Source organism: Pseudomonas sp. DF5 (genome assembly GCF_058148225.1).
In genome coordinates, this window is the sequence record NZ_JBYVYM010000018.1 from 69,462 (window position 1) to 93,815 (window position 24,354).

Genomic DNA, 24,354 nt, shown 5'->3' on the forward strand with positions numbered 1-24,354 from the left:
GGCGACATCAATGTTGACTGTGCCGCCGTCGTCGCGGGCAAGCCACGCTCCCACAGGTAACCGAGTGCTCTCGGGAGAATGCGGTCACCTGTGGGAGCGAGCCTGCTCGCGATGAACGATAACGCGGTCTCGGGCTAGCGCTCGATGGCCAACGCCACGCCCTGACCACCCCCGATGCACAGGGTGGCCAGGCCTTTTTTGGCGTCACGCTTGATCATCTCGTGCAACAAGGTCACCAGCACCCGGCAACCCGAGGCTCCAATCGGATGACCCAGGGCAATCGCGCCACCGTTGACGTTGACCTTGCTCAGGTCCCATTCCAGGTCCTTGGCCACCGCCAGAGCTTGCGCGGCGAAGGCTTCGTTGGCCTCGATCAGCTCCAGTTGATCGATGGACCAACCGGCCTTGTCCAGGCAACGACGGGTGGCGCTGACCGGGCCGATGCCCATGATCGCCGGGTCGACGCCCGCGTTGGCGTACGCGGCGATTTTCGCCAGCACCGGCAGGCCGAGGGCTTTGGCTTTTGCGGCGCTCATCAGGATCACCGCCGCCGCACCGTCGTTCAGCGAAGAGGCGTTGCCGGCGGTCACCGAGCCGTCCTTCTTGAAGGCCGCTTTCAGCTTGCCCAGGGACTCGGCGGTGGTGCCGGCTCGCGGCTGTTCATCGGTGGCGAAGGCCAGTGGATCGCCCTTGCGTTGGGGGATCAGGATCGGGGTGATTTCATCGACGAAACGCCCGGCTTCGATGGCGGCCACGGCTTTCTGTTGCGAGGCGGCAGCGAAGGCGTCCTGGGCTTCACGGCTGATGCCGTACTTGTCCACCAGGTTCTCGGCGGTGATGCCCATGTGGTAATCGTTGAACGCATCCCACAAACCGTCGCTGATCATCGTGTCGACGATCTGGCTGTGGCCCATGCGCAGACCGGTGCGGGCGCCGGGCAGCACGTAATTGGCCAGGCTCATGTTTTCCTGGCCGCCGGCGATGATCACCTCGGCATCGCCGCAGCGAATCGCCTGCGCCGCCAGGTGCAGCGCTTTCAGGCCCGAGCCGCAGACCTTGTTCAACGTCATGGCCGGTACTGCGTGAGGCAGGCCGGCCTTGATCGCGGCCTGGCGTGCCGGGTTTTGTCCGGCGCCGGCGGTCAGCACTTGGCCCATGATCACTTCATCGACCTGCGCCGGGTCCAGATCGGTTTGCGCCAGCAACTGGCGGATCACCGCAGCACCGAGATCAACCGCGGACACATTGGCCAACGCGCCCTGGAAACTGCCGATGGCAGTGCGAGTGGCAGCAACAATCACAACGTCTTGCATGGACGGATTCCTCACTGGGCAGCGAACTGCATTTCCGGGACGTGGTCAGGCACGATCAGTTTGCCGGCGGTCTTGGCGACGATTTCCTCAACGCTCACGCCTGGTGCGCGTTCCTTGAGAATGAACGCACCGTTGTGGATTTCCAAGTAGGCCAGGTCAGTCAGTACGCGTTTGATGCAACCGGCGCCGGTCAGCGGCAGGCTGCAGCGGGGCAGCAGTTTCGACTCACCGTCCTTGGAGGCGTGGGTCATGGTGACGATGATGTTGTCCGCACCGGCCACCAGGTCCATCGCACCGCCCATGCCCTTGACCAGTTTGCCGGGGATCATCCAGGAGGCGATGTTGCCTTCGACGTCCACTTCGAACGCACCGAGCACGGTCAGGTCGATGTGGCCACCGCGGATCATCGCGAACGATTCGGCGGAGGAGAAAATCGACGCGCCGATACGCGCGGTCACGGTTTGCTTGCCGGCGTTGATCATGTCGGCGTCGACTTCGGCGTCGGTCGGAAAGGCGCCCATGCCGAGCAGGCCGTTTTCCGATTGCAGCATGACTTCCATGCCTTCGGGGATGTAGTTGGCGACCAGGGTCGGAATGCCGATGCCGAGGTTCACGTAGTAGCCGTCCTGCATTTCGCGGGCGACGCGCTGAGCCATTTGTTCGCGGGAAAGTGCCATTGTTGTTATTCCTTCATTCGGTCCGGGGGCAGGGGATCACTTACGCACGGTGCGCTGTTCGATGCGCTTCTCGAACGTGCCGCAAATGACCCGGTCGACATAGATGCCAGGGGTGTGGATCTGCGACGGGTCCAGCTCGCCGGGTTCGACGATTTCTTCGACTTCGACCACGGTGATCTTGCCGGCGGTGGCGGCCAACGGGTTGAAGTTCTGGGCGGTGTGGCGATAGACCACGTTACCGAAATGGTCGGCTTTCCAGCCTTTGACGATGGCGAAGTCACCGGTGATGGATTCTTCCATCAGGTACTGGCGGCCCTTGAATTCGCGCACTTCCTTGCCTTCAGCGACTGGAGTGCCGACGCCGGTGGCGGTGAAGAACGCCGGGATGCCGGCACCGCCTGCGCGCATTTTCTCGGCGAGGGTGCCTTGGGGGGTCAGGACGACTTCTATTTCGCCTTTAAGCAGTTGGTCTTCGAACAGTTTGTTCTCGCCGACGTAGGAGGCCACCACTTTGCGGATCTGCCGGTCCACCAGCAGCACGCCGAGACCGAACCCATCGACGCCGCAGTTGTTGGAGACCACGGTGAGATCACGGGTGCCCCGGTGCTGGATCTCGGCGATGAGGTTTTCCGGAATCCCGCACAGGCCGAAGCCGCCGGAGATCACGGTCATGCCGTCTTCAAGACCGGCCATCGCTTCCTCATAGGAATACACGCGCTTGTCGAACCCTGCCATATGCACCTCTTTTATTCTTTGTGGGCGGCTGGCTAGCCGGATGGGGAGGGAGTGTCTCGCCACAGGATTTATTTGTTAAGTTGATTTTTAAGGTTGATTAATAGATAAAACTCACCAATGAGTGCGCGCTACGTTGGAGACAGTGGCCATGACCGTTAAACAGATCCGCGCTTTCCTGGCCGTGGCCCAGAGTTTGAGCTTTGCCGTGGCTTGCGAGCGGCTGCACCTGTCCCAATCGGCGCTGAGCCTGACCATCAAGGCGCTGGAGGACGGCCTGGGCGGGCGCCTGTTCACCCGCAATACCCGTAACGTCGCGCTGACCGCGGAAGGTGAATCGCTGCTGCCATTGGCCCGTCGGTTGATTGCGGATTGGGACAATGCCGAGGATGAGCTGCGCCAACGCTTCACCCTTCAGCGTGGCCGCGTGACGCTGGCGGCGATGCCGTCGTTTGCCGGCAACCTGCTGCCGCCGATCCTCAAGACCTTCCGCGCGCGTTATCCCAAGGTCAACGTCACGGTGAACGACGTGATCAACGAGCAGGTGCTGGAAATGGTCCGCGACCGTCAGGTGGAATTGGGCGTGGCGTTTGAGCCGACCCAGAGTTCGTCGCTGCAATTCACCCCGTTGTACATCGACCGGTTTGTGGCGGTGGTGCCGCTTGATTCACCGCTGGCGGACCTGGGCGATATCGATTGGCAAACGTTGCTCAAGGAACCGTTCATAACCCTGCAGCGACCGTCCACGGTGCGGGTGATGCTCGAAGAGCACTTGCAGGCGCGGGGCATGAAATTGCCGGTGGAGTTTGAAAGTCATCAGTTGGCAACGGTCGGGCGGATGGTGGCCAGCGGACTGGGCGTAAGCGCGGTGCCAGCGTTGTGCGCCGGGCAGATGCGCGAGTTGGGCGCGCGTTGCATCACCTTGCGCGACCCGGTGGTGGAACGGGCGATCGGGGTGCTGACGACGGGGCAAGAACTGTCGGCGGCGGCGCAGGCGCTGTTCGATATTCTCAAGGCCGAAAACCTGGGAGAGCGTCTGAACTGATCACGGTCACCTGTGGGAGCGGGCTTGCTCGCGAAGGGGGCGGAACAGTCAGCATCGATGTCGCCTGACACTACGCCTTCGCGAGCAAGCCCGCTCCCACAGGGTCCGGTTTCGTCAGTTGCATCCGGGCAGGTCAACCTGCCCGGTTATGTGCCTGCCCTTATTTACGCGCCTCCAGAATCAGGTTGAACGGCGTTTCCGTGGCCCGTCGGAACTGGGTGAAGCCCGCCTCGGTGAAGACCTTGCGCAACCGTGCCTCGCCTGCCTGGGCACCGAGCCCGAGGCCGACCTCCTGGGACAGCGAGTTGGGTGTGCAGATAAAGGTCGAGGCGGCATAGAACAGCCGTCCCACCGGGTTGGCGTTCTCGTCTAGCGTGTCGTTGGCGAAGGGCTCAACCAACAGCACCGTGCCGTCGGGCTTGAGCGATTCATAGGCATGCCGTGCCGCGCCCACCGGGTCACCCATGTCGTGCAGACAGTCGAAATAGCAGATCAGATCATAGTCGTCGCCCGGATAGCTCTTGGCGGTGCCCTGGAAGAACCGTGCCCGTCCGGACACGCCACCTTCTTCGGCGCGCTGGGTGGCGACGGTGATCGAGGGCGCGTGGTAATCGAAACCGACGAACCGCGACTCGGGGAAAGCCTGGGCCATGATCACGGTCGAGGCGCCGTGGCCGCAGCCGATGTCTGCCACTTTCGCACCAGCCTCCAGTTTGGCGACTACCCCGTCGAGCGCCGGCAGCCACTCGCTGACCAGATGCGCCTTGTAGCCTGGGCGGAAGAACCGCTCGGTGCCGCTGAACATGCACGGATGGTGATCGCCCCACGGCAGGGCGCCGTTGCCGCGCATGGCGTTGACCAGTTTGTCCTTGTCATGAAAAAACGACGCAACCACTGCCATGCCGCCAGCCACATAAACCGGTGAGTCTTCGATCGCCAGCGCCAGGGCTTGCTCTTCAGGCAGGCGGAACTGGCCGTCGCGGTGTTCCATGTAACCGGAGGCGGCGTGGGCGCTGAGCCATTCACGCAGCAGGCGGGTGTTGCAGCCGGTCTTCTCGGCGAGTGCTTCGGGGGTGACTGGCTGACTGTCGGCCATGGCCCGGTACAGGCCGAGTTCTTCGCCGAGGATGACGTTGGCGAGCATCGCCGCGCCGCCCATGTCACTCACCAGTTTGCCCATGAAATCATTGAGTCTGGCCTCGTCCATCATGTGTGCTCCTTCAGCAGGATCACGGCCCGCAGGCATTGTTTATCGAGGCGTGCACCTGTGGGTGGTGATCGTGGGAATGAACAGGACGATAACCGCGTCCTGGCTCCCCCCCTAAGGGGGGGGTAATCAACAAGTCTAGTTCGTGTATCCCACTGTATCCGGCTGCCTGTCCGATACAGTGCGCTGAGAAGAGGGGTGTTTGCGCACACAGACCCGACACACCGAGGCGCTTGACTGGGCCTGCCGGCCGGCACTGATTTTCAGGCGCTGGAGACCGGATCCCAGGATGAGATCGACACCATGCAAACTCCCCTCATATCAGCGCAGGCGACCGTCGGGTTAGGCTTGCGCCGCGGGTTGATGAAGGACCTTCAAGCAGCCCCGGCGGACGCTTTCGATTTTCTGGAAGTCGCGCCGGAAAACTGGATCGGCATCGGCGGCGCGCATGGCGCGGCGTTTCGTGCCCTGGCCGAACGTTATCCGTTGTCCTGTCACGGCTTGTCCTTGTCGTTGGGCGGGCCGGCGCCGCTGGACGTAGGCTTCCTGCAAGAAGTGCGGGTTTTCCTCGATCGCTACAAAGTGCCGCTGTACAGCGAACACCTGAGCTACTGCAGCGATGACGGGCATCTTTACGATCTGCTGCCGTTGCCGTTTACCGAGGAAGCGGTGCACCACGTCGCCACCCGAATTCGTCAGACCCAGGACATTCTCGGTCGGCGCCTGGCGGTGGAAAACGTCTCGTACTACGCCGCGCCGCAGCAGGACATGGACGAACTGACGTTCACCAACGCAGTGCTGCGCGAAGCCGATTGCGACCTGCTGCTGGACGTCAACAATGTCTACGTCAACTCGATCAATCACGGTTTCGATCCGCAGGCGTTTCTGGCGGGTATCGACGCGGGGCGGGTGGTCGCGATGCATGTGGCGGGGCATTTCGACGAATCCGACACCCTGAAAATCGACACCCACGGCGCCTCGGTCAAACCAGTGGTCTGGTCGTTGCTGGCCGAGGCATATGCGCGGTTCGGCGTACAGCCGACGCTGCTTGAACGGGACTTCAATTACCCGGCGTTCTCTGAACTGGTGAGCGAGTTGCAGAGCATTCGCCGACTGCAGCAGGAGGCTAACCATGGATAAGCCGACGCTGTATCAGCAACAAGACACCTTGACTCGTTACCTGCGCGATCCCGATCACTGTGCACCGCCCGCCGGGATGGACGTGGCGCGGGCGCAGGTTTATCGCAACCTGGTGTTCTCGAACCTGTCGTCGTTGCTCAGTGGCACCTTTCCGGTGTTGGTGAAGATATTGGGCGACAGTGACTGGCATGCTCTGGTGCGGATCTTCCTGCGGGACCACCGCGCTCAAACACCAAAATTCGGCGAGATCGCCCAGGAGTTTGTCGCGTTCCTCGCCTCTGAACCCCAGGCGCTGAACGATGGGCCGTGGCCACCGTTCATGGTCGAACTGGCGCATTACGAATGGGTCGAAATGGCCCTGCAACAATCCGACGCCGAGCCACTACCCGCCGGTGATACAGGGCTGCTGCTGGATCAACCGTTGCAGGTTTCGCCACTGGCCTGGCCGTTGGCCTATGGCTGGCCGGTGCAAAAAGTGGGGCCGGATTATCGGCCGCAAGTGCCACCGGCTCAGCCGACGTTGCTGTTGGTGCGTCGGGCCGAGGACTGGAGTGTGCACTTCTCCGAACTGAGCCCGTTGGCGTGGCGATTGTTGCAGCGGATCGGGGAATTTCCTCAACTCGATGGCCGGTCGCAACTGGAAGGGCTGGCGGTGGAGGCGGGGATGGCCGGGTCGCTGGAGTTCATCGACAGCGGGGTGGCGTTGTTGCGGCAGATGCATGGGGAGGGGGTAATCGGCATAGCGGCCTTTAGTCGCTGCTAATCAGCGAATCACCCTACATCCATTTCCACCTTTCCTGACTTCTTTCCTGATTGATCCCCCGCAAAGTCCTCGCGCCTAATTTTCTGCGCAAGGGATTGCTTATGTTCGACTCCTTTTCTCCAGTCGCTGCCTGCTTTTCGGTGCGTTGATGGAGCACATCGCCCGTATCGAGCAGGAGCTAGACCGTTTTCCGGACTCCCTGACGCTCTACCGCAAACAGCTTAAGCGTTGGTTCAACCAAACGGCGGACATGGCCAGCCGTGCCGCTGACTTGCCCTCGCTGATGGACATGGAACGGGTGATCAAGCTGGGTAATACCAGCAAGTCAGTCAGCAGTCGTGATGACGATTTTTTCTCCAGCGTTGCGCAGTGTCCCGACGGCGGGATTCTGCAGATCGAGAGCAAGTTCGAATCGGTTTATGACATCCCGCTGGGGGATATTCAGGTCGATGTCATTGCGGTGGATGGCGGTAAGTCGACGCCTGTGACGCTCAATGAACGTGGCAAGGGAGAGTTCACCGGTACACCCGGCAAGTTCTACCGTGTTCATGTTCACAACGAAGTCACCCCGGATCAGGTACATAAGCTGTTTTCCTCGTACGACGGCCTGACGAAGGAGCTCGACAGCTGGCTGCGTGATGAATGGCAGACGTTCAAACCGAAGTGGTCGGAATCGTCTTCGGTTGCTGTAGGCAATGGAATGCTCGCGGGAAGTTGGGCGGCAATTGAAGGCGTGTGGGACGGCATCGGCCTGCTTTCGGACATTCTCAAGGATCCGGCGAAGTTTGGAGAGCGGTTGGGCGAAAGCGCCGCAGAGCTGGAGAAGCTCGCCAAAGCCGCACCGGATGTCATGGAAAAAGCCCAGTTGCTAGTCAGTGACGAAGCGGCGCTGTGTCTGCTGGTGCGCTGCGCCAGCCTCTGGCTCGACATGCTGCCACCCAGCGAAATTGCCGGCAAAACCGCCGAAGCGGTGTCGATGGTGGTGGTGCAGCTGCTGATTGATATCCTGATTGGCCTCGTCCTGACGTTCGCCGGGGCGGGCGCCGGCATCGCCTATCTGACGATGCGTTTGGCTGATCGAGCTGCGCAGTTGATCAGTGCCGTTGTGCGTCTCGTGAAGGCGATTTTCACGATCATCAATAACTTCATCGGCTACGTCGACCGCTACAAAAAAGTCGCCGCCCGCGGTATCGCCGCAGGGCTGAAGAAAGGTCGGATGCAACTGCGTTGGGATGCCAGGCGCAACACCACGCTCAAGCAAAGCGAACACCGCGACGACGCCCCGGATCAGGCGAAAAACCCCAACGGCGACAGCGCCGACTCAGTCGATAAAACCGCGACCAACAAATGCCCGGTGTCGATGGTCACCGGCGAAGAACTGCTGACCCTCACCGACGGTGCGCTGGACGGCATCCTGCCGTTCGACTTCACCCGACTCTATCGCACCAGCGCCGCCGAGATCGACTGCGGCCTCGGCTTTGGCTGGAGTCATTCGCTCGCCCATCGGCTGGAAATCGACGGCGACCAGGCTATCTGGATCGACCACGAAAACCGCCGCACCACGTTCCCGCTGCCGAATCACGAACGCCCGGCCATCCACAACAGCCTGTCCCGCGCGGCGATTTACCTCGGCAATGACCCCGAAGAACTGATCCTCGCCCAGGCCGGCGACGACACACGGTTCTACCACTTTCACAACGGTCGGCTGACGGCCATTAGCGACGCCTACGATAACCGCCTGCGCATCACCCGCGACCGTCAGGAACGCATCCAGCGCCTCGACAACGGAGCCGGTCGTGCCTTGCTGTTGCGCTACGACCGCGCCCACCTGATCGCTGTCGATTACCAGTGTTTCCGCCCGGCCCAGACCCTCGCCGAGGCTTGGCACACCGAGCAGACGCTGGTCAGCTATCACTACGACGAACGCGATCAACTGATCGAAGCGAGCAACGCCGCCGGCGAAAGCGAGCGTTACGACTACGACGAGCAGTACGTAATTTTGCAGCGGCAACTGGCCGGTGGCGCAAGTTTCTTCTGGGAGTGGGAGCGCTCCGGCAAGGCGGCGCGTTGCGTGCGGCATTGGGCATCGTTTGCGCAGATGGACACGCGCTATGTCTGGGATGACCAGGGCAGCGTCACGGTCCGGAACATCGACGGCAGTGAAGAGGTTTACGTCCACGACAACCGGGCGCGACTGGTACGCCGGGTCGGGCTGGATGGCGGCGAACAGCTCAAGGCCTACGACGAGCAGGGCCGGTTGGTCGCCGAGCAGGATCCGCTGGGGGCCGTCACCGAATACCGTTACGACGAAGTCGGACGGTTGGTGGCGCTGATTCCACCGGACGACGAGCCAACGGCCTACGAGTATCGCAACGGTTTCCTGCATGCGCGCTATCGCGGTCAGGCGGTGTGGAAATATCAGCGCAATGCTCAGGGTGACGTCACCGAAGCCACCGATCCGGACGGTCAGGTCACCCATTACCACTACGACGAACAAGGCCGGCTACTGTCGATCCGCTACCCGGACACTAGTCGCCATGTCTTTGTCTGGAATGCCCTGGGCCAGTTGCTTGAGGAAACGCTGCCGGACGGTGGTCAGCGAGCGTTTTCCTACGATGCACTGGGACGGCAGACGACCCGTCAGGACGAACACGGTGCGGTTACCCAGTATCAATGGGATGCCGTTGGCCGACTGATCCAGACGACATTGCCTAGCGGGGCCACCCGTGGGTTCAGCTACAACGCCTACGGCAAGATCACTGCCGAACGCGATGAACTGGGCCGCATCACCCGCTATGAATACGTCGACGACCTGCACCTGGTCAGCCGCCGGATCAACCCCGACGGCACCCAGCTCCAGTACCGCTATGACAATGCGCAGCTGCTGCTGACGGAAATCGAAAACGAATCCGGCGAACACTATCGACTGGACTACACGCCCAACGGCTTGATCCGACAGGAAACCGGCTTCGACGGCCGTCGTACCGCGTACGCCTACGACCTCAATGGGCACCTGCTGGAGAAAACCGAGTTCGGTGATGACGGCTCGCAGCTGGTGACGACTTACGAGCGGGATTCGGCCGGGCGCTTGCTGGTCAAAACGTTGCCCGACGGCACCCAGGTCGAATACCGCTACGACTCGCTGGGCCGGCTGACCAGCGTCGACGATGGCCACGATCACCCGCTGGAATTCGAGTACGACCAGCAGGACCGGCTGATCACCGAACATCAGGGCTGGGGCACGTTGCGTTATGGCTACGACGCCTGCGGCCAGCTCAACCGCCTGCGTCTGCCGGACGGCAGCAAACTCGACTACCACCACGCCAAGGGCGGTGCGCTGACGGCCATCGACCTCAATGGCGCACGACTGACCTCGCATACGTTCCTCGCCGGTCGCGAACAAAACCGTCAACAAGGCCTGCTGCTCAGTGAATATGCCTACGACGAACAGGGCCGTCTGAAGTCCCACGCCGTCAGCCAACAGCAAAAAAGCCTGTACCGCCGCGACTATGCCTACAGCCTCAACGGCAATCTCGATCATATCGCCGACACCCGCCACGGCCAGCGCAGCTACCAGTACGACGCGCTGAACCGGCTGACCCGCGTCCGTCACACCCGCGACCAACAGCCGGAAAGCTACGCCCACGATCCGGCCGGCAACCTGCTGATGCAGGACCGCCCCGGCCCGACGGCCGTCAAAGGCAATCGCCTGTTGATGCAAGGCGACCGCCATTACGACTACGACGCCTTCGGCAACCTGATCCGCGAACGCCGTGGCACCGGGCAGAAACTCGTCACCGAATACCGCTACGACTGCCAGCATCGGCTGGTCGGCGTCACGTTGCCGGATGGAAGTTGCGCGAGCTATCGCTACGACGCCTTCGGCCGTCGCATCGCCAAAACCATCGACGGCCAAACCACCGAGTTCTTCTGGCAGGGCGACCAAGTCGTCGCCGAAAGCAGCAAAGAGCACTACCGCAGCTACGTCTACGAGCCGGGCAGCTTCCGCCCGTTGGCCATGCTCGACGGCAAAGGCCCGAAAAAGGCCTGCCCGTTCTACTACCAGCTCGATCACCTGGGCACACCGCAGGAACTGACGGATTTCGGTGGCGAGATTGTCTGGTCGGCGAAGTACAACGCCTACGGCAAAGTCACTCACCAGACGTTCGGCGGGGGCGAGCAACTTGAACAACCGTTACGGTTTCAGGGGCAGTACTTCGACGCCGAGAGTGGTCTGCACTACAACCGGCATCGGTACTATGATCCGCAGGTGGGTCGGTATCTGACGCCGGATCCGATCAAGCTAGCCGGTGGGCTGAACCAGTACCAGTACACGCCGAATCCGACGGGGTGGGTTGATCCGTTGGGGTTGAGTACCTGTCCCGATGGAGATAAATGTAGGAAACCGTCTATCGGTGGGCAAGAACCTTCGGGCAAGGCGGCAGCGACTGACGGAGAACCTCAAATACCAGAGGTGTCTCGGAATACGCCCCAGGCGGGATATCACAAAGAAACCTATGCTAATAAGCCAGTTAAACCGCAGGATGCCACTAATAAATGGGAAGAGTTTTTAGGTGATGGTCCGTACACACATAGTCATCCCCGAACGAGGAGTCCGGATCCTGACAGATTGGTGTCGGCAGATGGGAAAAGAAGTATCCGCTATGGAGCTCATGAAATGGGAGGCAACCCGAGTAAGCATCATTACCATGAGGAAAAGTGGATACTCGAACTAAAGGAAAATGTGATGAATGTTGAAAGCACCGTAGTCCGAGTTCCATTGCCGAAGAAACCAAAATGAATGTGACCATAAATAAAATGATTCTCATAAAAAATGAGAATTTTGTGGAATTTTCAACCGTACTCGGCTCGGCGATAGCAGCTTGGAATGCCGGAACACCAAAATTAGGCGAGCTTTATGATGTCGAGTTAGAAGTTATGGAGGAGGTTATTTGGGGGGTGAATGCTCATCGCGCGTTGAAAGATGTGTATTCGATTGAAGTAGTAAACGGCTTTATAAATTTGACAGGAAGAATAATGTCTATTGATGCGGATGGAGTTGCGGCTGTCGATTTAGACGGATCAGTCGTGCTTCTTGAGGTAGTTGGATTCACTGGGGATATTCCAGTATTTGTAGATCTGGAATTTAAGAAAATTACCTTATTTCCCACCGGTGTCTGAATAGATCATTTCTTACGGAGGTGCGAAATTTCTGGGCAAAGTCGTCGGAAGTTTCCTTCAAGTTGTAGCGGTTTCCATGAACTGGTGCGAGATGCGCTCCGTCGATAGTCTTTGGCGGTCACTGATATTTCAGTGGCAGGGTGTAGGAGCCCTCTCTCATGGTGCAACAGCTTTGTCGTTTGATTGCGGCACTTAATGTGTGTCCGTAAGATCGTTCGCGGCGGCTGTGCGCGGGACACGCTTCGGCGTGGCCGAGGTTCATGAGTGCTCGGTACTCCTACTCCTGCGCATGGCTGCCACCCAAACCTGTAGGAGGGTGCGTTGGCAGCTCATATTCATACTCATGGAAATTACAAATGACGACGCTAACGCCAGATCCACCCTACGAAAAACCAATCCCCCACCCCAAAAACCGCTTCATGGCCCTCACCGGCAACTGCACCGACATGCCCACCCTGTTCGTCGATACCCACGCGCCGATCGATGTTTTGTATGACACTGCCAGCTATCGAATTCGCGCAGTTACTCAGGTGCTTGAGAACATGTCGATGCGCGGTTCAGTCGAGTGCGAATCCTTCATTCTCAGTGATTTTGCTTTGCTCTGTGCCATTCCATTGCGCGATGGCTGCGATGTGCTGGATGTCATTGGACGGCGGTTGCGGGCTCGGCCTTCGGAGTAGCGTCTAGCGCGGCTTTTGTGGCGAGGGAGCAAGCTCCCTCGCCACAAGGGCCTGACTGCACACAATCCCCCAAACACCACACCTACATTGGATGGGTGGTGTTTATTGGGGCTTCGGTAACCTGAGTTCCGCACACAACCCTCCGTCCACGCGATTGCTCAGAGTCAGTGACCCGCCAATCGCCAGCGCCAACTGCTGGGCGATCGCCAACCCCAAGCCGGTCCCGCCGGTGCTGCGATTACGCGAATTCTCCACGCGGTAGAACGGCTGCATCACCTGGGCCAATTGCTCTTCGGCAATCCCCGGCCCTCGGTCCATAACCTTCACCGACAAGCTGCCATCCGCCTTCGTTTCCACCCACAACTCAGCCGCGCCAGCGAATTTCAGCGCGTTGTCTACCAGGTTCACCAGCACTCGCCGCAAGGCATGGGGCCGGGTGTCGATGACTGCGGCGCTTTTGCCGCCCAGCTGCACGTCTTTGCCCATGTCCTGATAGTCGAACACCAGGCTGTCGAGGAACGAATCCAGATCGGTGCGGCGACTTTCCTCGGTGGCGCCATGGATGCTGCGGGCGTAGGCCACGCCTTCGCGCACCAGGTGTTCCATCTCGCCGAGGTCATTCCACAGTTTGTCTTTTTCGCTGGAGTCGTCCATGAATTCGGCACGCAGTTTCATGCGCGTGATCGGGGTTTGCAGGTCGTGGGAAATCGCCGCCAACAGTTGCATGCGTTCCTTGAGATACGCCGCGATACGCGCTTGCATGGCATTGAATGCCCTGGCGGCGTAGGCGACTTCGGTCGGGCCTTTTTCATCGAGGTGCACGGCGTGGGTGTTGGGGTCGAGGGTTTCCACGGCTTGGGCGAGGCGGGTGAGCGGGCGGATGGCGATTCTCACGGCCAGCCAGGTGCAGGCGATCAGCAGCGCCAGTTGCCCCAGTAATACCGCCGGTAACCACGGGGACAAAGGCACCATCGCGGGTCGCACGTCGATGGTGACGGGGCTGCCGTCCTTCAGTTTCAGATGGGCCTGGAAGTGTTTCTTCGGGCCGGGGATGTCGGTAAAAGTCAGCGGATATTCATGGCCGATGGCGTCCTGAATCGAGGGGACTGCAATCGGCACATCGCTGGGCGCCATCGGTGTGCCGGGCGAACCTTCATTCAGCAGATAACCATAGTTGGTGCGTTCCAGGCGCTGCAGCCAGCTCGCTCGTTCGTTGGCAGGCAAGCGGTCGAGGATGGCGAGGGAGGTCGAAACGTCGGTTTCCAGATTGCCCAACATCGTATTTTTCGCGCTTTCATAACGCTCGTAGTACTGCGCGCCAAAGGACAGCGCCTGGGCGAGGATCAGGCCGATCAGGAAAATCAGCGACAGCCGCGAGGCCAGCGTGCGGGGCCAGTGCAGCGCAAGGTTCATGACGGCGCACCGAGCACTTCCACCGGCAGGGAAAACACATAGCCTTCGCTGCGTACGGTCTTGATGTAGGCCGGTTCCCGGGCGTCGTCCAGCAGGCGCTGACGCAAGCGGCTGACCAGCAAATCGATGGAGCGGTCAAACAGATCGGCGTCGCGCCCTTGAGTCAGGTTGAGCAACTGGTCGCGATTGAGCACCCGCTGAGGATGATCGAGGAACACCCGCAGCAAACGGTATTCCGCGCCGCTGAGGGCGACCATGGTGCCATCCTGATCCAGCAGATGCCGGGCCGAGGTGTCCAGGCGCCAGCGACCGAACGCCAGCAGGCGACCGCTTTCGGTGATCACCAGATTCGGCGGCAGCATCCGCGTACGGCGCAGCACGGCGTTGATCCGGGCGAGCAGTTCACGGGCGGCGAACGGTTTGACCAGGTAGTCGTCGGCGCCCATTTCCAGGCCGATGATGCGGTCGGTTTCATCGTTGCGGGCGGTGAGCATCAGCACCGGCGTGGCCTTGTGTTTGCCGGCGCGCAGCTCACGGCAGAGCAGCAGGCCATCGTCGCCCGGCATCATGATGTCGAGCACGATCAGGTCCACCGGCGTGGTCTCCAGAAACGCGCGCATCTGCCGTCCATCCGCCACCACGGTGGTGCGCAGGCCGTTCTTCTTCAGGTAATTGCCTACCAGTTCCCGGATCTCGCGGTCATCGTCCACGATGAGAATGTGATCGACGTGTTCCATGGTCGCCATGCCTCTTGAGTAGGAGTTTTCGCGCAGTCTACCGAGTCAAGGCTCGCTCGCCCGCAGCGGTTTGTATTGCAGTGTATCTGGCCTGTCGGCGGATACACGGGGACGCAAAAACAGCCGGTTTCAGGGGTTTTGTATCGCTGTGTATCGCCGGCCGGTGCTGATACATAGCAATTTACTCGCGCCTGTTCCAGACACAGACGGGATACCTCGCGGGCTTCTAATGGCTTCCATCGAGGCAAACCCAAACCGCCTCGGCCCCATCAACGATTTGGCAACGATTGACCCATTGAAGCCCCGAGGAAACCACCATGAATACCAAAGCCGTCTACGCCGCCTGCCTGTTTGCAGCCCTGAACATCTGCACCTTGTCGGCCCGGGCCGAAGCCAATGTCACCCCGCAAACCTACACCTATGGCACGCACCTGGACATCCAGAAAGTGCTGTCGATGAAAGAGGACGCCACGCCTTCCTGCGGGATTGTGAATGCGCGGATGACCTACCTGGATTCCCAAGGCAAAACCCAAGCCCTGAATTACAGCAAATTCGCGGACAACTGCAACGAAGACAACTGAGTCCCTTGCTCACCCGTTCTCAATTCCTTTTTTTGAAACAGGAAGAACCCCATGAACAACGTCACCCGCTTTTTAACCGCCATCGTTTTCTCCGTAGCCGGCGTCGCCGCCCATGCCAACGCGGCTGTTGAACAGAGCAGCTGTGGCAGCAGCACCTGCTTCCAACTGACGCCGCTGGTGGCTGAGGATGGTTCCAGCCGCACACCGCAGGGGCAATTGCTTGCAGAGAACGGTTACAGCCGGACGCCACAGGGCCAGCAGTTGGAAAACCAGATGGCTTGAAGCCAGGCACTGTTCTGATGAACTCAATATTCCCAGTGTGGGAGCAGGCTAGCCCCCACATGGGACTTGTATTCTCAAGGTGAACCCATGTTTCTCATCGCATTCCTGGGCGGCATTTTGACCGTCCTCAGCCCCTGCATCCTCCCGGTCGTGCCGTTTTTGTTTGCCGGTGTTAAACGCACACGCACCTCGATCCTGCTCACCCTCGGCGGCATGGCCCTGACCTTCGCCCTGATCTCCAGCCTGGCCGTGGTCAGCAGCGATTGGGTGATACAAGCCAACAACACCGGTCGCCATGTGGCGTTGATCGTGATGGTGCTGTTTGCGCTGTCGCTGATCTCCGCCCGTATTGGCGGCTGGCTGGCGCGGCCGTTCGTGTTGCTGGGCAATCGCCTCGACCCCAACACCCGCAAAATGTCCGGCCCGCTGGGTTCGCTCATGATCGGTGTCGCCACAGGGCTGCTCTGGGCACCGTGTGCCGGGCCGATCCTCGGGGTGATCCTCACCGGCGCCATGCTGCAAGGCGCCAATGCCCAGACCAGCTTGCTGCTGGTGGCGTATGGCCTGGGCAGCGCGTTGTCACTGGGCACCTTGATCTTCGCCGGTCGCGGCTTGGTCAATCGCTTGAAACCGTCGATTCCGGTCACCGGTTGGCTGCGTCGCGGCGCCGGTGCTGGGGTGTTGGTCGCGGCGGCGGTCATCGCCACCGGAACCGATAACAGATTGCTCGCTGGCACCTCCTCCGAAGGTGTTACCTCGGTGGAACAGCAGGTGCTGGAAACCGTGCCGAAAGTGGTCGATTACCTGGTCAGCAAGGTCAAGGCCGACCCGATGGACGCGGCCAAAGGTGCGATGCCGTCACTCTCCGGCGCAGTCGAATGGCTCAACTCGCCAGCGCTGAGCAACGACTCCCTGCGCGGCAAGGTGGTGCTGGTGGATTTCTGGACCTATGACTGCATCAACTGCCAGCACACCTTGCCCTACGTGAAGGACTGGGCGAAAAAATATGAAAAGGACGGCCTGGTGGTGGTCGGCGTGCACACCCCGGAATACGGTTACGAACGCATCCTCGACAACGTTCGCGATCAGGTGAAAAAGCTCGGCATCACCTACCCAGTGGCGATCGACAACAACTACGCGATCTGGCGCGCCTTCGACAACCAATACTGGCCGGCTCACTACCTGATCGATGCCAAGGGGCAGGTGCGTTACAGCCACTTTGGCGAGGGTCGCTACGAGACTCAGGAGCAGATGATCCGGCAGCTGTTGGAAGAGGCCAAGGCGCCTGCAGCGTAACCTTTTCAATCAATGGCTCACAGGTTGCGCACCATGAGCCATTGATCGTTTTCCCAGGCCTGAAAACGCTCCAGCACTGTCCACCCGCGTCTGGCGTAGTAATCGCTCTGGTCCCGGGTGTGCAAATAGATCTTCGCCACGCCACGTTCCCTGGCCTGCGCGCATATCCCCTCAATCAATCGCTCCGCCAATCCTTTTCCTCTCGCTTGGGGTGTGACGAACACACAGGCCAGCCAAGGACCGAGGTCAGGCCGTTGAGTCAGATCGGCGGCGGCCAGTGCCGCACCACCCAGCAGGCGGTCTTCATCCAGGGCGATCAAACATTGCCACGTGCCGTCTAATTGGCCGTCAGCGAATTCCCGTTGCCACTGAGGCAAGGGCTGGTCGGCGTATTCATAGTGGAATTGTTGGTGAATCCATGAAGCAAAGATGTCGCTGTGGTGCATGTGGTGAGCGAGCCAGTCCAGGTGAGGCATGGGGGAATCCTTTCAAAAAACGGTGGCCCATAAGAGCTGATTCAGGGCGCATCGGCAATTCCGGGTTCCGGGGTGTTAATCCGGTGTTACAGATGCATGACCATGCATCGGAGATCGTTGCATTTCGTGAGTCTGCCGGACGACCGGGCAGGACGGATACCTATCCGGGAGCTTTAGTTTGTGGACGGGGTCACTTGCGACCCTGCCATCACGATCATGAAAGGGAGAGGGTTATGCCTAAGTTCATTATTGAACGCGAGCTTCCGGGAGCCGGCGCACTGCCACAACAGGAACTCAAAGCGATCTCGCAAAAATCCTGCGATGTATTGCGCGGGTTAGGGCCAGAAGTGCAATGGCAGCAGAGTTATGTCACGGGCGACAAGATTTACTGCGTTTATATCGCGCCGAGTGAGGAACTCATCAGGGAGCATGCCAAACAAGGTGGCTTTCCGATCAACAGCGTCTCCCGAGTCATGAGCATCATCGACCCCACCACGGCGGAGTGAGCCGGGACCCGTTACAACCCGCAGCGGAGCAGACTTCATGAGTACACCCATTGACCTCACCGCCCTGAAAAACCGTCAGATGACTGCGTGGGCCAGCGGCGACTATGCCGTGATCGGCACCACGTTACAGATCGTCGGCGAACAACTGGCTGAAGCCTGCGACCTGCTTTGCGATGAGCTCGTGCTGGACGTCGCTGCGGGCAACGGTAATGCCACGCTTGCCGCTGCGCGCCGGGGCTGTAAGGTCACGTCCACCGACTATGTGGCCAAGCTGCTTGAGCGCGGCGAAGACCGGGCACGGGCGGAACACCTGAACGTGACCTTTCAGGTGGCCGACGCCGAGGCGCTACCTTTCGAGGATGCCAGTTTCGATGCCGTGCTCTCGACCTTTGGGGTGATGTTTACCCCGGATCAGCCAAAGGCTGCCGCGGAATTGGCGCGGGTGTGCCGCCCGGGAGGCCGGATCGGCCTTGCCAACTGGACGCCCGAAGGCTTTGTCGGGCAGATGTTCAAGGTGCTGGGGCGCCACATGCCGCCACCCGTGGGCGCGCAACCGCCTTCAAACTGGGGCTCCGAAGCATGGTTGCACTCACAGTTCGACCAGCGTGACTTTGTGCTTCAGGTAGCGCGGCGATTGTTCAATTTCCGCTATCGCTCGGCGGCTCATTTCATCGACACCTTCCGCACCTGGTATGGCCCGGTTCACAAGGCCTTTGCGACCCTGCCACCTGAAGGGGCCGCCGCCCTGGAAAACGACCTGACGGAACTGCTCAAGCGCCTGAACCGAGCGGGGGAGCGGTCGTTGGTGGTGCCAAGCGAATACCTGGAGGTGGTGATCACCCGGCGTTGAACCGGGAACGGAGCGACGAAAATCCTGTAGGAGCGAGGCTTGCCCGCGAAGAACGATGACGCGTAATACCTGAAAAACCGCGGTGTATTCTTCGCGGGCAAGCTTCGCTCCTACAGGCTCTGTGCCTTAACTTAATGGCATTGTCACTCATCCAGTGATTCGGTATACACCACCCACACGCTGCATGGCATTTTGTACAGCACATGCTCCACCGTGCTGCCGATCAACCGGCCCATGCCGCGATGGCCGATCCTGCCCATGACGATCACATCCACATCATGGGTCTCGGTGTAGTGGGTCAGTACCTTGGTGGGGTTGCCCATGATCATGTGCCGCTGCTCCGGCGCGATGCCGTTGCGCGCGGCCAGTTCGTTGAAGGCATTCTCCTGGAGGTCGAACAGGGTCTTGACCTGGTCCGAAGAGAAAAGCGCCGAACCGTTATAGAAGTTGAACTCGTCCGCGCTGATGGATGAAAGGTCATAGGCGTAGACCACATCGAGTTCGGCATTGCAGGCGCTCGCCAGTTTTGAGGCTTCGTGAAGGATCCGGTCGTTGAAACTGTTGTATTGATCATCGCGGTGAAACGGGTCGATCGCCGCGACGATCTTACGCGGCAACGCGCGAGTGGCATGGCTGACGAAATGCAGCGGCACCGGGCATTCACGCAACAAATGCACGTCGAGGGGGGTAAACACCAGCCGCGACAGCCGCGATGGATGATCCAGCGCCTTGATCAGTACGTCCATCGGCTGCTCTTTGAGGTGAATCAGGATCTCCTCCAGCGGATTCTCGACCCAGGCCACCTCGGTGGTGACGTTCACACCTATCTTGCGCAAGGGGTGGGCCTGTTCTTCAAGCCACTGGCGGTGGCGCTCGACATAGCCCAAGCGCATCTGCTCCATGGCCTTTTCGTTGACCAGGCTGGCGGTCGCCAGGCCTTCCAGATAGTCGAAGGCCACGATGTGCAGGGCCGCCCCCTCGGCCTTGGCCAGCATCGCGGCCCGGTCGAAGGCGGGGCTGTGTTCCATCAGCGGTGAGGCGACCAGCATGAAGCGCGGTTGACCAGACATGACAAACCTCCCGTGGGTAAACGAGCAGACGGTGGTCGTTCAATACATCTCAATCCTTTGATTATTGACCATGATCAACCCCTCGTCCGGTTCTAATGTGGGAGCAGGCTTGCTCGCGAAGGCGTCGGCATATCCAACATCGATGTGCCAGACAGACAGCCTTCGCGAGCAAGCCCGCTCCCACAGGGGGATTTTGGTGTTCTTTTTATCTAAACAACCTTTGCGCCCCGAGCCTCCAGTAACTCCCGTAATACGGAGCGATGGCAGTGCGCCTCGTCTTCGCAGTAACACCCCACGGCCAGTGAGGTTTGATGGGAGAGGGCGGCCAACAGGTCCAGTAGCTGACTGGGCGCGGGATGGTTCATCTCGGCCTTGAACTTGCGCTTGAAGTTCTCCCAGGCTTTGGCATCTTCTGCCGCTTTGGCTTCGGCCACCAGTTCGGGGCTGGGGGACAGCAGCGGTTGCCACACATCATAGAAATCACGGCTGGCGAATTCGGCCTTCGGTACGCCACGGGGCGGGCGGCGTACCGTGCCCAGGCGCAGGCCTTCATTTGCGGTGCGGGGTGAGCCGAGTCGCACGATATGGATGGGCATGATCGTAGTGCCTATTTGAGCCGCGAGCCGTCGAACCACTCCAGCGCCGTGCGCCAGATGCAGATCCCCAGGAAGTACGCCGACATCAGCAGCCACAGGCCCATCACCAGTGGATTGATGACCGGATGGTTGAGCACCAGCGACAAGCTGCACAGCAACCAGATGGCCGTCACGGCAATGTTGATCGGCATGAAGCGGCGCACGCGGAACGGGTGCAGGAATTTCATTCGAGTCACGGTCAACAGCGCCAGGCCGATCACGGTGAGCAACGTGATCCACGGCGACGGACCGATGATGTACAGGCACAGCGCAACCACGTTCCACGCAGCGGGGAAGCCCTGGAAGTAGTTGTCCTTGCTCTTCATGTTGACGTTGCAGAAGCAGAACAGCGACGACACCAGAATCAGCGACACGGTCAGCAGCAGGGTGTAGTCCGGCAACGGGATGTAACGGTAGATGAACAGCGCCGGGATAAACACATACGTCAGGTAGTCGATCACCAGGTCGAGGATCGAGCCGTCGAAACTCGGCAGCACCGATTGCACATTGACCTTGCGTGCCAGCGCGCCGTCCAGCCCGTCGACGATCAGCGCCACGCCCAGCCACAGCAGGCAATGGGTGGGCTGGTTCTCCAGCAGGGCGAGGGTCGCGAGGAAAGCAGTGACCACGCCGGTGGCGGTAAAACCATGGGCGCCCCATGCTTTGAGCCTGGCGATGTGTACGGTGGATATCACGGGGGCGTTCTCCAGAAAATGAAGCAAGCCAGTTATCACCCTGCTATTGAGGGCGTCGGCAAACCGGATCGGGTTGCAGGTATCGACCGGATTTTCGGGGATAAGGTTCACCACCTTTGAATCTTAGACGCCGCGCAAAAAAATACCCCGGAAATATCCGGGGTACGTCATGAGCGTTGTCTGCCTGTGTTGTCAGCTTAATGAGGAAAGAACACACGCAGCCGATGGCTATCCGGGTCAAGGGCGACGAAGGTGCGACCGAAATCGAGTTCGGTCGGTGTTTGCAGCATGGTCAGCCCCAGGGCGCTCCACTTGGCAAACAGTGCATCGACCTGCTCGGCGGACTCCACCGGGAACGCCAGCTCGGTTCCGCCGCCCGTTACAGTCGTTGCAGGTTCGGCGGTATGCCGCGACCAGAGCCCCAATTTATAGCCGTCGTCCAGGACAAACAGGGCGAAGGTCGGCGACTCTTCCACGGGCTTGCGCTCCAGCAGAAACTCATAAAACCGTGCACTGACGGCGGGATTGTCCACGAAAAGCAAAATGAAACGGGGAGTGATCATGGGGTTGCTCCATTAGAAGGTGGACGCAGCATAAAAGGAGGCGCTGTCAGTTTCTGTCAGGAGTGTGAAGGGGCACCTTTTGACGTCAGCCAGACGGAGTTGGCGGAATGTCCGGCGAGGACTATCGTTGCCTGACTTGGTTTCTGCCCATCAATGAGGACGTCGTCATGAACACCAGCGATTTGCTTGAGCAATTACTGCGGGCCGGCCAGGGCTCGTTGTCGCAACAAGGTGGTGGTGCGGCGTCGACTCAAGGCGGCTTGGGCGATTTGGGTGGCTTGCTCGGTGGCCTGTTGGGTGGCAGCGCGCGTGGAGGTGCTGGCGGCGGAGGTCTGGGAGGTTTGCTCGGTGGTCTGTTGGGCGGCGGTTCCCCTTCGGGCGGTTCAAGCCAAACGCGCTCGGGCGGCACCAACTATGCGGCGTTGGCCTCTTTGGGGATGATGGCGTTCCAGGCCTATCAGGCATGGCAACGCAGCCAGGCTTCGGCACCCCAACAGGCGCCGCGTACCGTTGATCTGTTGTCCGGTCCGGAAATCGAAGACCACAGCCACGCCATCCTTCGCGCCTTGATCGCCGCCGCCAAGGCCGACGGCCGTATCGACGACGCCGAGAAACAAATGATCAGCACTGAAATCGGCCGCCATACCGACGACCCGCAACTGCAACAATGGCTCGATGACGAAGTCGCCCGGCCGCTGGATGCCGCCGATGTGGCGCAGTCCGCCCAGGACCCGGGCATGGCCGCCGAGATGTACCTGGCCAGCGTGATGCTGGTGGACGATCAGCAGGATGCCGAGCGCAATTATCTGGACGAACTGGCCGCTGCGCTGAAGATCGATCCAGAGCTGCAACTGCACCTGGAGCAACAGGCCAAGGGCGGTGCGGCTTAAAAGGTCGAAAACGTGCCGTGCCGGCAACGACGCGACGAACGACGGGGCGGCCCCTCCTGCATGAAATACGTATTTCTGCAGGAGCTGCCGCAGGGCTGCGATCTTTTCGCGGCCATAACGCCTAATCGGTAACCTTCAAGCCCAATGCTGCAAAACACTGTTCGATCGATCGCCGCTGCGTCTCGGCATACAAGCCCAACTCATCAATCGTCGACCGTCCCAGCGCCTTTTCGAACGCCTGTTGGTTCGAGTGCACACCATAGTGGGTTTGCGCCGCGTCCCCCAGGTTCGACTGAAAAATCCCCGCCGCACTGACCGGCAGGAAATCTTCGTACACCAGCGGTTCAACCCGCACATACCCGTCGCGGAGCAAATCCTCCAGAGACGCGTCTTTCAGCCCATCCGCCGCCAGGCCTTTTTCGGTCACGAAGTAGCGAAAGTACGCCAGTTCCTGTTGGCGCATTTCTTCTACGGTGTCAGGGAATTCGCCAAAATGCTGCGTCATTAGCGCATTGTAGCGTGCGGCATTGGCTTCGTTGGGGAACTCCTTGAGCTCATCCCGGGCAGCGTTGAGCAAACGGTCGTAAAGCGCCCGGCCCTTAGGCGTGAGCGCTGCGCCGCGCTGTTCGATTTCACCGAAGCGGGCGCTGTGGCTGCCACGCATCTCGGCTTGATCGGTAAAAGCAATCGGCTCGTCCAACGCCTTGAAGCTGGTTTGACGCAGCAGAATCGGGCATTGGCGGCGGGGTGGGCCTTCGATCACCGCTTTGGGGGTAATGCCATGGGCGGGCATTTGTGCCTGGACGATGTCGATGTCCAGGGTGCGCGGCGTCAGGTGGTTAATGTGCGGGCCTTTGAACGCCACCACGTCGGCGATCAGTCGATGCTGGGCGCTGAGTTGTTGGTACTGCTCGGCGGTGACGGTGGCGCTGTGGTGCCAGCGGAAGGTTTCCAAGGCTTGTGCGACGAAGTCCTGCGCCTCGTATTCGGTCAGCCCTCCCTGGGTTTCGGCGCGCTCGATGAGCGTCAGCGCAGCCGGGGTGAAGATTGAACGCTGGTCCAGCACTGATTGGGCAAAGGCCCGCAGTTCGGTGTCTTCGATCAGTTCCAGGCGCAGTAGCGAGGTGAACACCCGGAACGGGCTGACTTGCAACGCCGCCTCATGCACGGCACGGAACGCGGTGGAATGCACCGGCACGCCGGCCGGGGTCAGGTCGTAATAGCCCACCGGTTGCATGCCCATCACCGCGAACAGGCGGGCGAGGGTTGCCAGTTCAGTGGCGGTGCCGACGCGGATTGCACCGTGGCGTTCCAGGTCCAGTCGCTGGATTTCCCCGGTGCTGTGCAGCTGGCGGGCGATTTGCGGGTCGCTGTCCAGCACGTGGCGGTTGGTCTGTTCCACCAGTTCCATCAGCGCGCCGTACAGCGGCACTTCTTCGCGGTACATGTCGGACATCGCTTTGGAGAAGCGTTGGCGGATCAGGTCAGGGCTGACGAAATTCGGGTGGCTCATGAAAAAAATTCCTGGCGCAGTGACGTAACGGATGCCGGAAAAGATCGCAGCCTTCGGCGGCGCCGACAAACGAAGTTTCTGACGAACTTCATTCTGCCAAGGACTGTTC

General features: G+C 60.3%; 24 protein-coding genes. 12 read left to right on the forward strand and 12 right to left on the reverse strand.

Translation table 11 applies throughout. The features are described 5' to 3' along the window. Window positions 1–134: 134 nt before the first annotated feature. From AC30D7_RS17700 to AC30D7_RS17710, 3 genes are read right to left on the reverse strand one after another with little or no spacing between them, the layout of a single operon-like run. A complete protein-coding gene (locus AC30D7_RS17700) occupies window positions 135–1,313 on the reverse strand; it encodes an acetyl-CoA C-acetyltransferase (RefSeq protein WP_490134915.1) in 1,179 nt (392 codons plus the stop codon). A gap of 11 nt (window positions 1,314–1,324) precedes the next feature. Next, entirely contained in the window at window positions 1,325–1,990 is a 666-nt protein-coding gene (locus AC30D7_RS17705; protein WP_018928064.1) for a CoA transferase subunit B, read from the reverse strand. A gap of 36 nt (window positions 1,991–2,026) precedes the next feature. Next, window positions 2,027–2,725 carry a CoA transferase subunit A gene (locus tag AC30D7_RS17710; protein WP_018928063.1) on the reverse strand — a complete coding sequence of 233 codons (699 nt, stop codon included), beginning with the start codon at window positions 2,723–2,725 and terminating at the stop codon, window positions 2,027–2,029. 148 nt (window positions 2,726–2,873) lie between these two features. Between AC30D7_RS17710 and AC30D7_RS17715 the strand changes: the two genes are divergently transcribed. Then, window positions 2,874–3,767 carry a LysR family transcriptional regulator gene (locus AC30D7_RS17715; RefSeq protein ID WP_490134916.1) on the forward strand — a complete coding sequence of 298 codons (894 nt, stop codon included), beginning with the start codon at window positions 2,874–2,876 and terminating at the stop codon, window positions 3,765–3,767. Window positions 3,768–3,927: 160 nt separating this feature from the next. Here AC30D7_RS17715 and AC30D7_RS17720 read toward each other — a convergent pair whose 3' ends face one another. Beyond that, entirely contained in the window at window positions 3,928–4,974 is a 1,047-nt protein-coding gene (locus AC30D7_RS17720) for a class I SAM-dependent methyltransferase (protein ID WP_028940388.1), read from the reverse strand. Window positions 4,975–5,277: 303 nt separating this feature from the next. Between AC30D7_RS17720 and AC30D7_RS17725 the strand changes: the two genes are divergently transcribed. The 5 genes from AC30D7_RS17725 to AC30D7_RS17745 all read left to right on the forward strand — a co-directional run bounded on the left by AC30D7_RS17725 (window position 5,278) and on the right by AC30D7_RS17745 (window position 12,738). Then, window positions 5,278–6,114, forward strand: a complete 837-nt coding sequence (locus AC30D7_RS17725) for an HvfB family MNIO-type RiPP peptide maturase (protein ID WP_490134917.1) — start codon at window positions 5,278–5,280, stop codon at window positions 6,112–6,114. Further along, entirely contained in the window at window positions 6,107–6,877 is a 771-nt protein-coding gene (locus AC30D7_RS17730; protein ID WP_490134918.1) for an HvfC family RiPP maturation protein, read from the forward strand. The genes AC30D7_RS17725 and AC30D7_RS17730 overlap by 8 nt, the downstream gene beginning before the upstream one ends. 148 nt (window positions 6,878–7,025) lie before the next feature. Then, window positions 7,026–11,678, forward strand: a complete 4,653-nt coding sequence (locus tag AC30D7_RS17735) for an RHS repeat-associated core domain-containing protein (RefSeq protein WP_490134919.1) — start codon at window positions 7,026–7,028, stop codon at window positions 11,676–11,678. Further along, entirely contained in the window at window positions 11,675–12,058 is a 384-nt protein-coding gene (locus tag AC30D7_RS17740) for a hypothetical protein (protein ID WP_064617008.1), read from the forward strand. Before AC30D7_RS17735 ends, AC30D7_RS17740 begins: the two co-directional genes overlap by 4 nt. 356 nt (window positions 12,059–12,414) lie before the next feature. Then, window positions 12,415–12,738: a hypothetical protein gene (locus tag AC30D7_RS17745; RefSeq protein ID WP_490134920.1), complete on the forward strand. Its 324-nt coding sequence runs from the start codon at window positions 12,415–12,417 to the stop codon at window positions 12,736–12,738. 102 nt (window positions 12,739–12,840) lie between these two features. Here AC30D7_RS17745 and AC30D7_RS17750 read toward each other — a convergent pair whose 3' ends face one another. Both AC30D7_RS17750 and AC30D7_RS17755 read right to left on the reverse strand, forming a co-directional pair. Next, a complete protein-coding gene (locus AC30D7_RS17750) occupies window positions 12,841–14,151 on the reverse strand; it encodes an ATP-binding protein (protein ID WP_138867212.1) in 1,311 nt (436 codons plus the stop codon). Then, window positions 14,148–14,888 (reverse strand): response regulator, encoded by a 741-nt coding sequence (locus AC30D7_RS17755; RefSeq protein ID WP_026286577.1) that lies wholly within the window; start codon window positions 14,886–14,888, stop codon window positions 14,148–14,150. The genes AC30D7_RS17750 and AC30D7_RS17755 overlap by 4 nt, the downstream gene beginning before the upstream one ends. Before the next feature lie 317 nt (window positions 14,889–15,205). On the opposite strand from AC30D7_RS17755, the gene AC30D7_RS17760 reads away from it, so the two are divergent. The 3 genes from AC30D7_RS17760 (at window position 15,206) to AC30D7_RS17770 (ending at window position 17,047) form a co-directional block, all read left to right on the forward strand. Continuing rightward, entirely contained in the window at window positions 15,206–15,469 is a 264-nt protein-coding gene (locus AC30D7_RS17760) for a DUF2790 domain-containing protein (RefSeq protein ID WP_019582709.1), read from the forward strand. 51 nt (window positions 15,470–15,520) lie between these two features. Continuing rightward, entirely contained in the window at window positions 15,521–15,751 is a 231-nt protein-coding gene (locus tag AC30D7_RS17765) for a hypothetical protein (RefSeq protein ID WP_086945476.1), read from the forward strand. Between the two features lie 87 nt (window positions 15,752–15,838). Then, complete coding sequence (locus AC30D7_RS17770) at window positions 15,839–17,047, forward strand: cytochrome c biogenesis protein DipZ (RefSeq protein WP_490134921.1); 1,209 nt, start codon at window positions 15,839–15,841, stop codon at window positions 17,045–17,047. Window positions 17,048–17,064: 17 nt separating this feature from the next. On the opposite strand, the gene AC30D7_RS17775 is transcribed toward AC30D7_RS17770, so the two are convergent. Then, the gene (locus tag AC30D7_RS17775) at window positions 17,065–17,523 is read right to left on the reverse strand and encodes a GNAT family N-acetyltransferase (RefSeq protein ID WP_490134922.1); all 459 of its coding nucleotides are present in this window, start codon (window positions 17,521–17,523) and stop codon (window positions 17,065–17,067) included. A 233-nt stretch (window positions 17,524–17,756) separates the two neighbouring features. On the opposite strand from AC30D7_RS17775, the gene AC30D7_RS17780 reads away from it, so the two are divergent. After that, on the forward strand, window positions 17,757–18,029 hold the full coding sequence (locus AC30D7_RS17780) for a DUF4242 domain-containing protein (RefSeq protein WP_105349015.1): 273 nt from the start codon (window positions 17,757–17,759) through the stop codon (window positions 18,027–18,029). 37 nt (window positions 18,030–18,066) lie between these two features. Next, on the forward strand, window positions 18,067–18,879 hold the full coding sequence (locus AC30D7_RS17785; protein WP_490134923.1) for a class I SAM-dependent methyltransferase: 813 nt from the start codon (window positions 18,067–18,069) through the stop codon (window positions 18,877–18,879). A 143-nt stretch (window positions 18,880–19,022) separates the two neighbouring features. Here the strand turns inward: AC30D7_RS17785 and AC30D7_RS17790 are convergent, their stop codons facing one another. The 4 genes from AC30D7_RS17790 to AC30D7_RS17805 all read right to left on the reverse strand — a co-directional run bounded on the left by AC30D7_RS17790 (window position 19,023) and on the right by AC30D7_RS17805 (window position 21,842). After that, a complete protein-coding gene (locus AC30D7_RS17790) occupies window positions 19,023–19,949 on the reverse strand; it encodes a universal stress protein (RefSeq protein ID WP_490134924.1) in 927 nt (308 codons plus the stop codon). Between the two features lie 209 nt (window positions 19,950–20,158). Further along, a complete protein-coding gene (locus tag AC30D7_RS17795; RefSeq protein ID WP_019582703.1) occupies window positions 20,159–20,545 on the reverse strand; it encodes a DUF488 domain-containing protein in 387 nt (128 codons plus the stop codon). Window positions 20,546–20,556: 11 nt separating this feature from the next. Next, the gene (gene pcsA, locus AC30D7_RS17800; protein ID WP_018928045.1) at window positions 20,557–21,279 is read right to left on the reverse strand and encodes a phosphatidylcholine synthase; all 723 of its coding nucleotides are present in this window, start codon (window positions 21,277–21,279) and stop codon (window positions 20,557–20,559) included. A 197-nt stretch (window positions 21,280–21,476) separates the two neighbouring features. After that, entirely contained in the window at window positions 21,477–21,842 is a 366-nt protein-coding gene (locus AC30D7_RS17805) for a VOC family protein (RefSeq protein WP_018928044.1), read from the reverse strand. Between the two features lie 107 nt (window positions 21,843–21,949). Here AC30D7_RS17805 and AC30D7_RS17810 point away from each other — a divergent pair, with 107 nt between their 5' ends. Further along, complete coding sequence (locus AC30D7_RS17810; RefSeq protein ID WP_490134925.1) at window positions 21,950–22,732, forward strand: tellurite resistance TerB family protein; 783 nt, start codon at window positions 21,950–21,952, stop codon at window positions 22,730–22,732. 121 nt (window positions 22,733–22,853) lie between these two features. Here AC30D7_RS17810 and hglS read toward each other — a convergent pair whose 3' ends face one another. Next, window positions 22,854–24,245, reverse strand: a complete 1,392-nt coding sequence (gene hglS / locus AC30D7_RS17815; protein WP_490134926.1) for a 2-oxoadipate dioxygenase/decarboxylase HglS — start codon at window positions 24,243–24,245, stop codon at window positions 22,854–22,856. Window positions 24,246–24,354 lie beyond the last annotated feature (109 nt).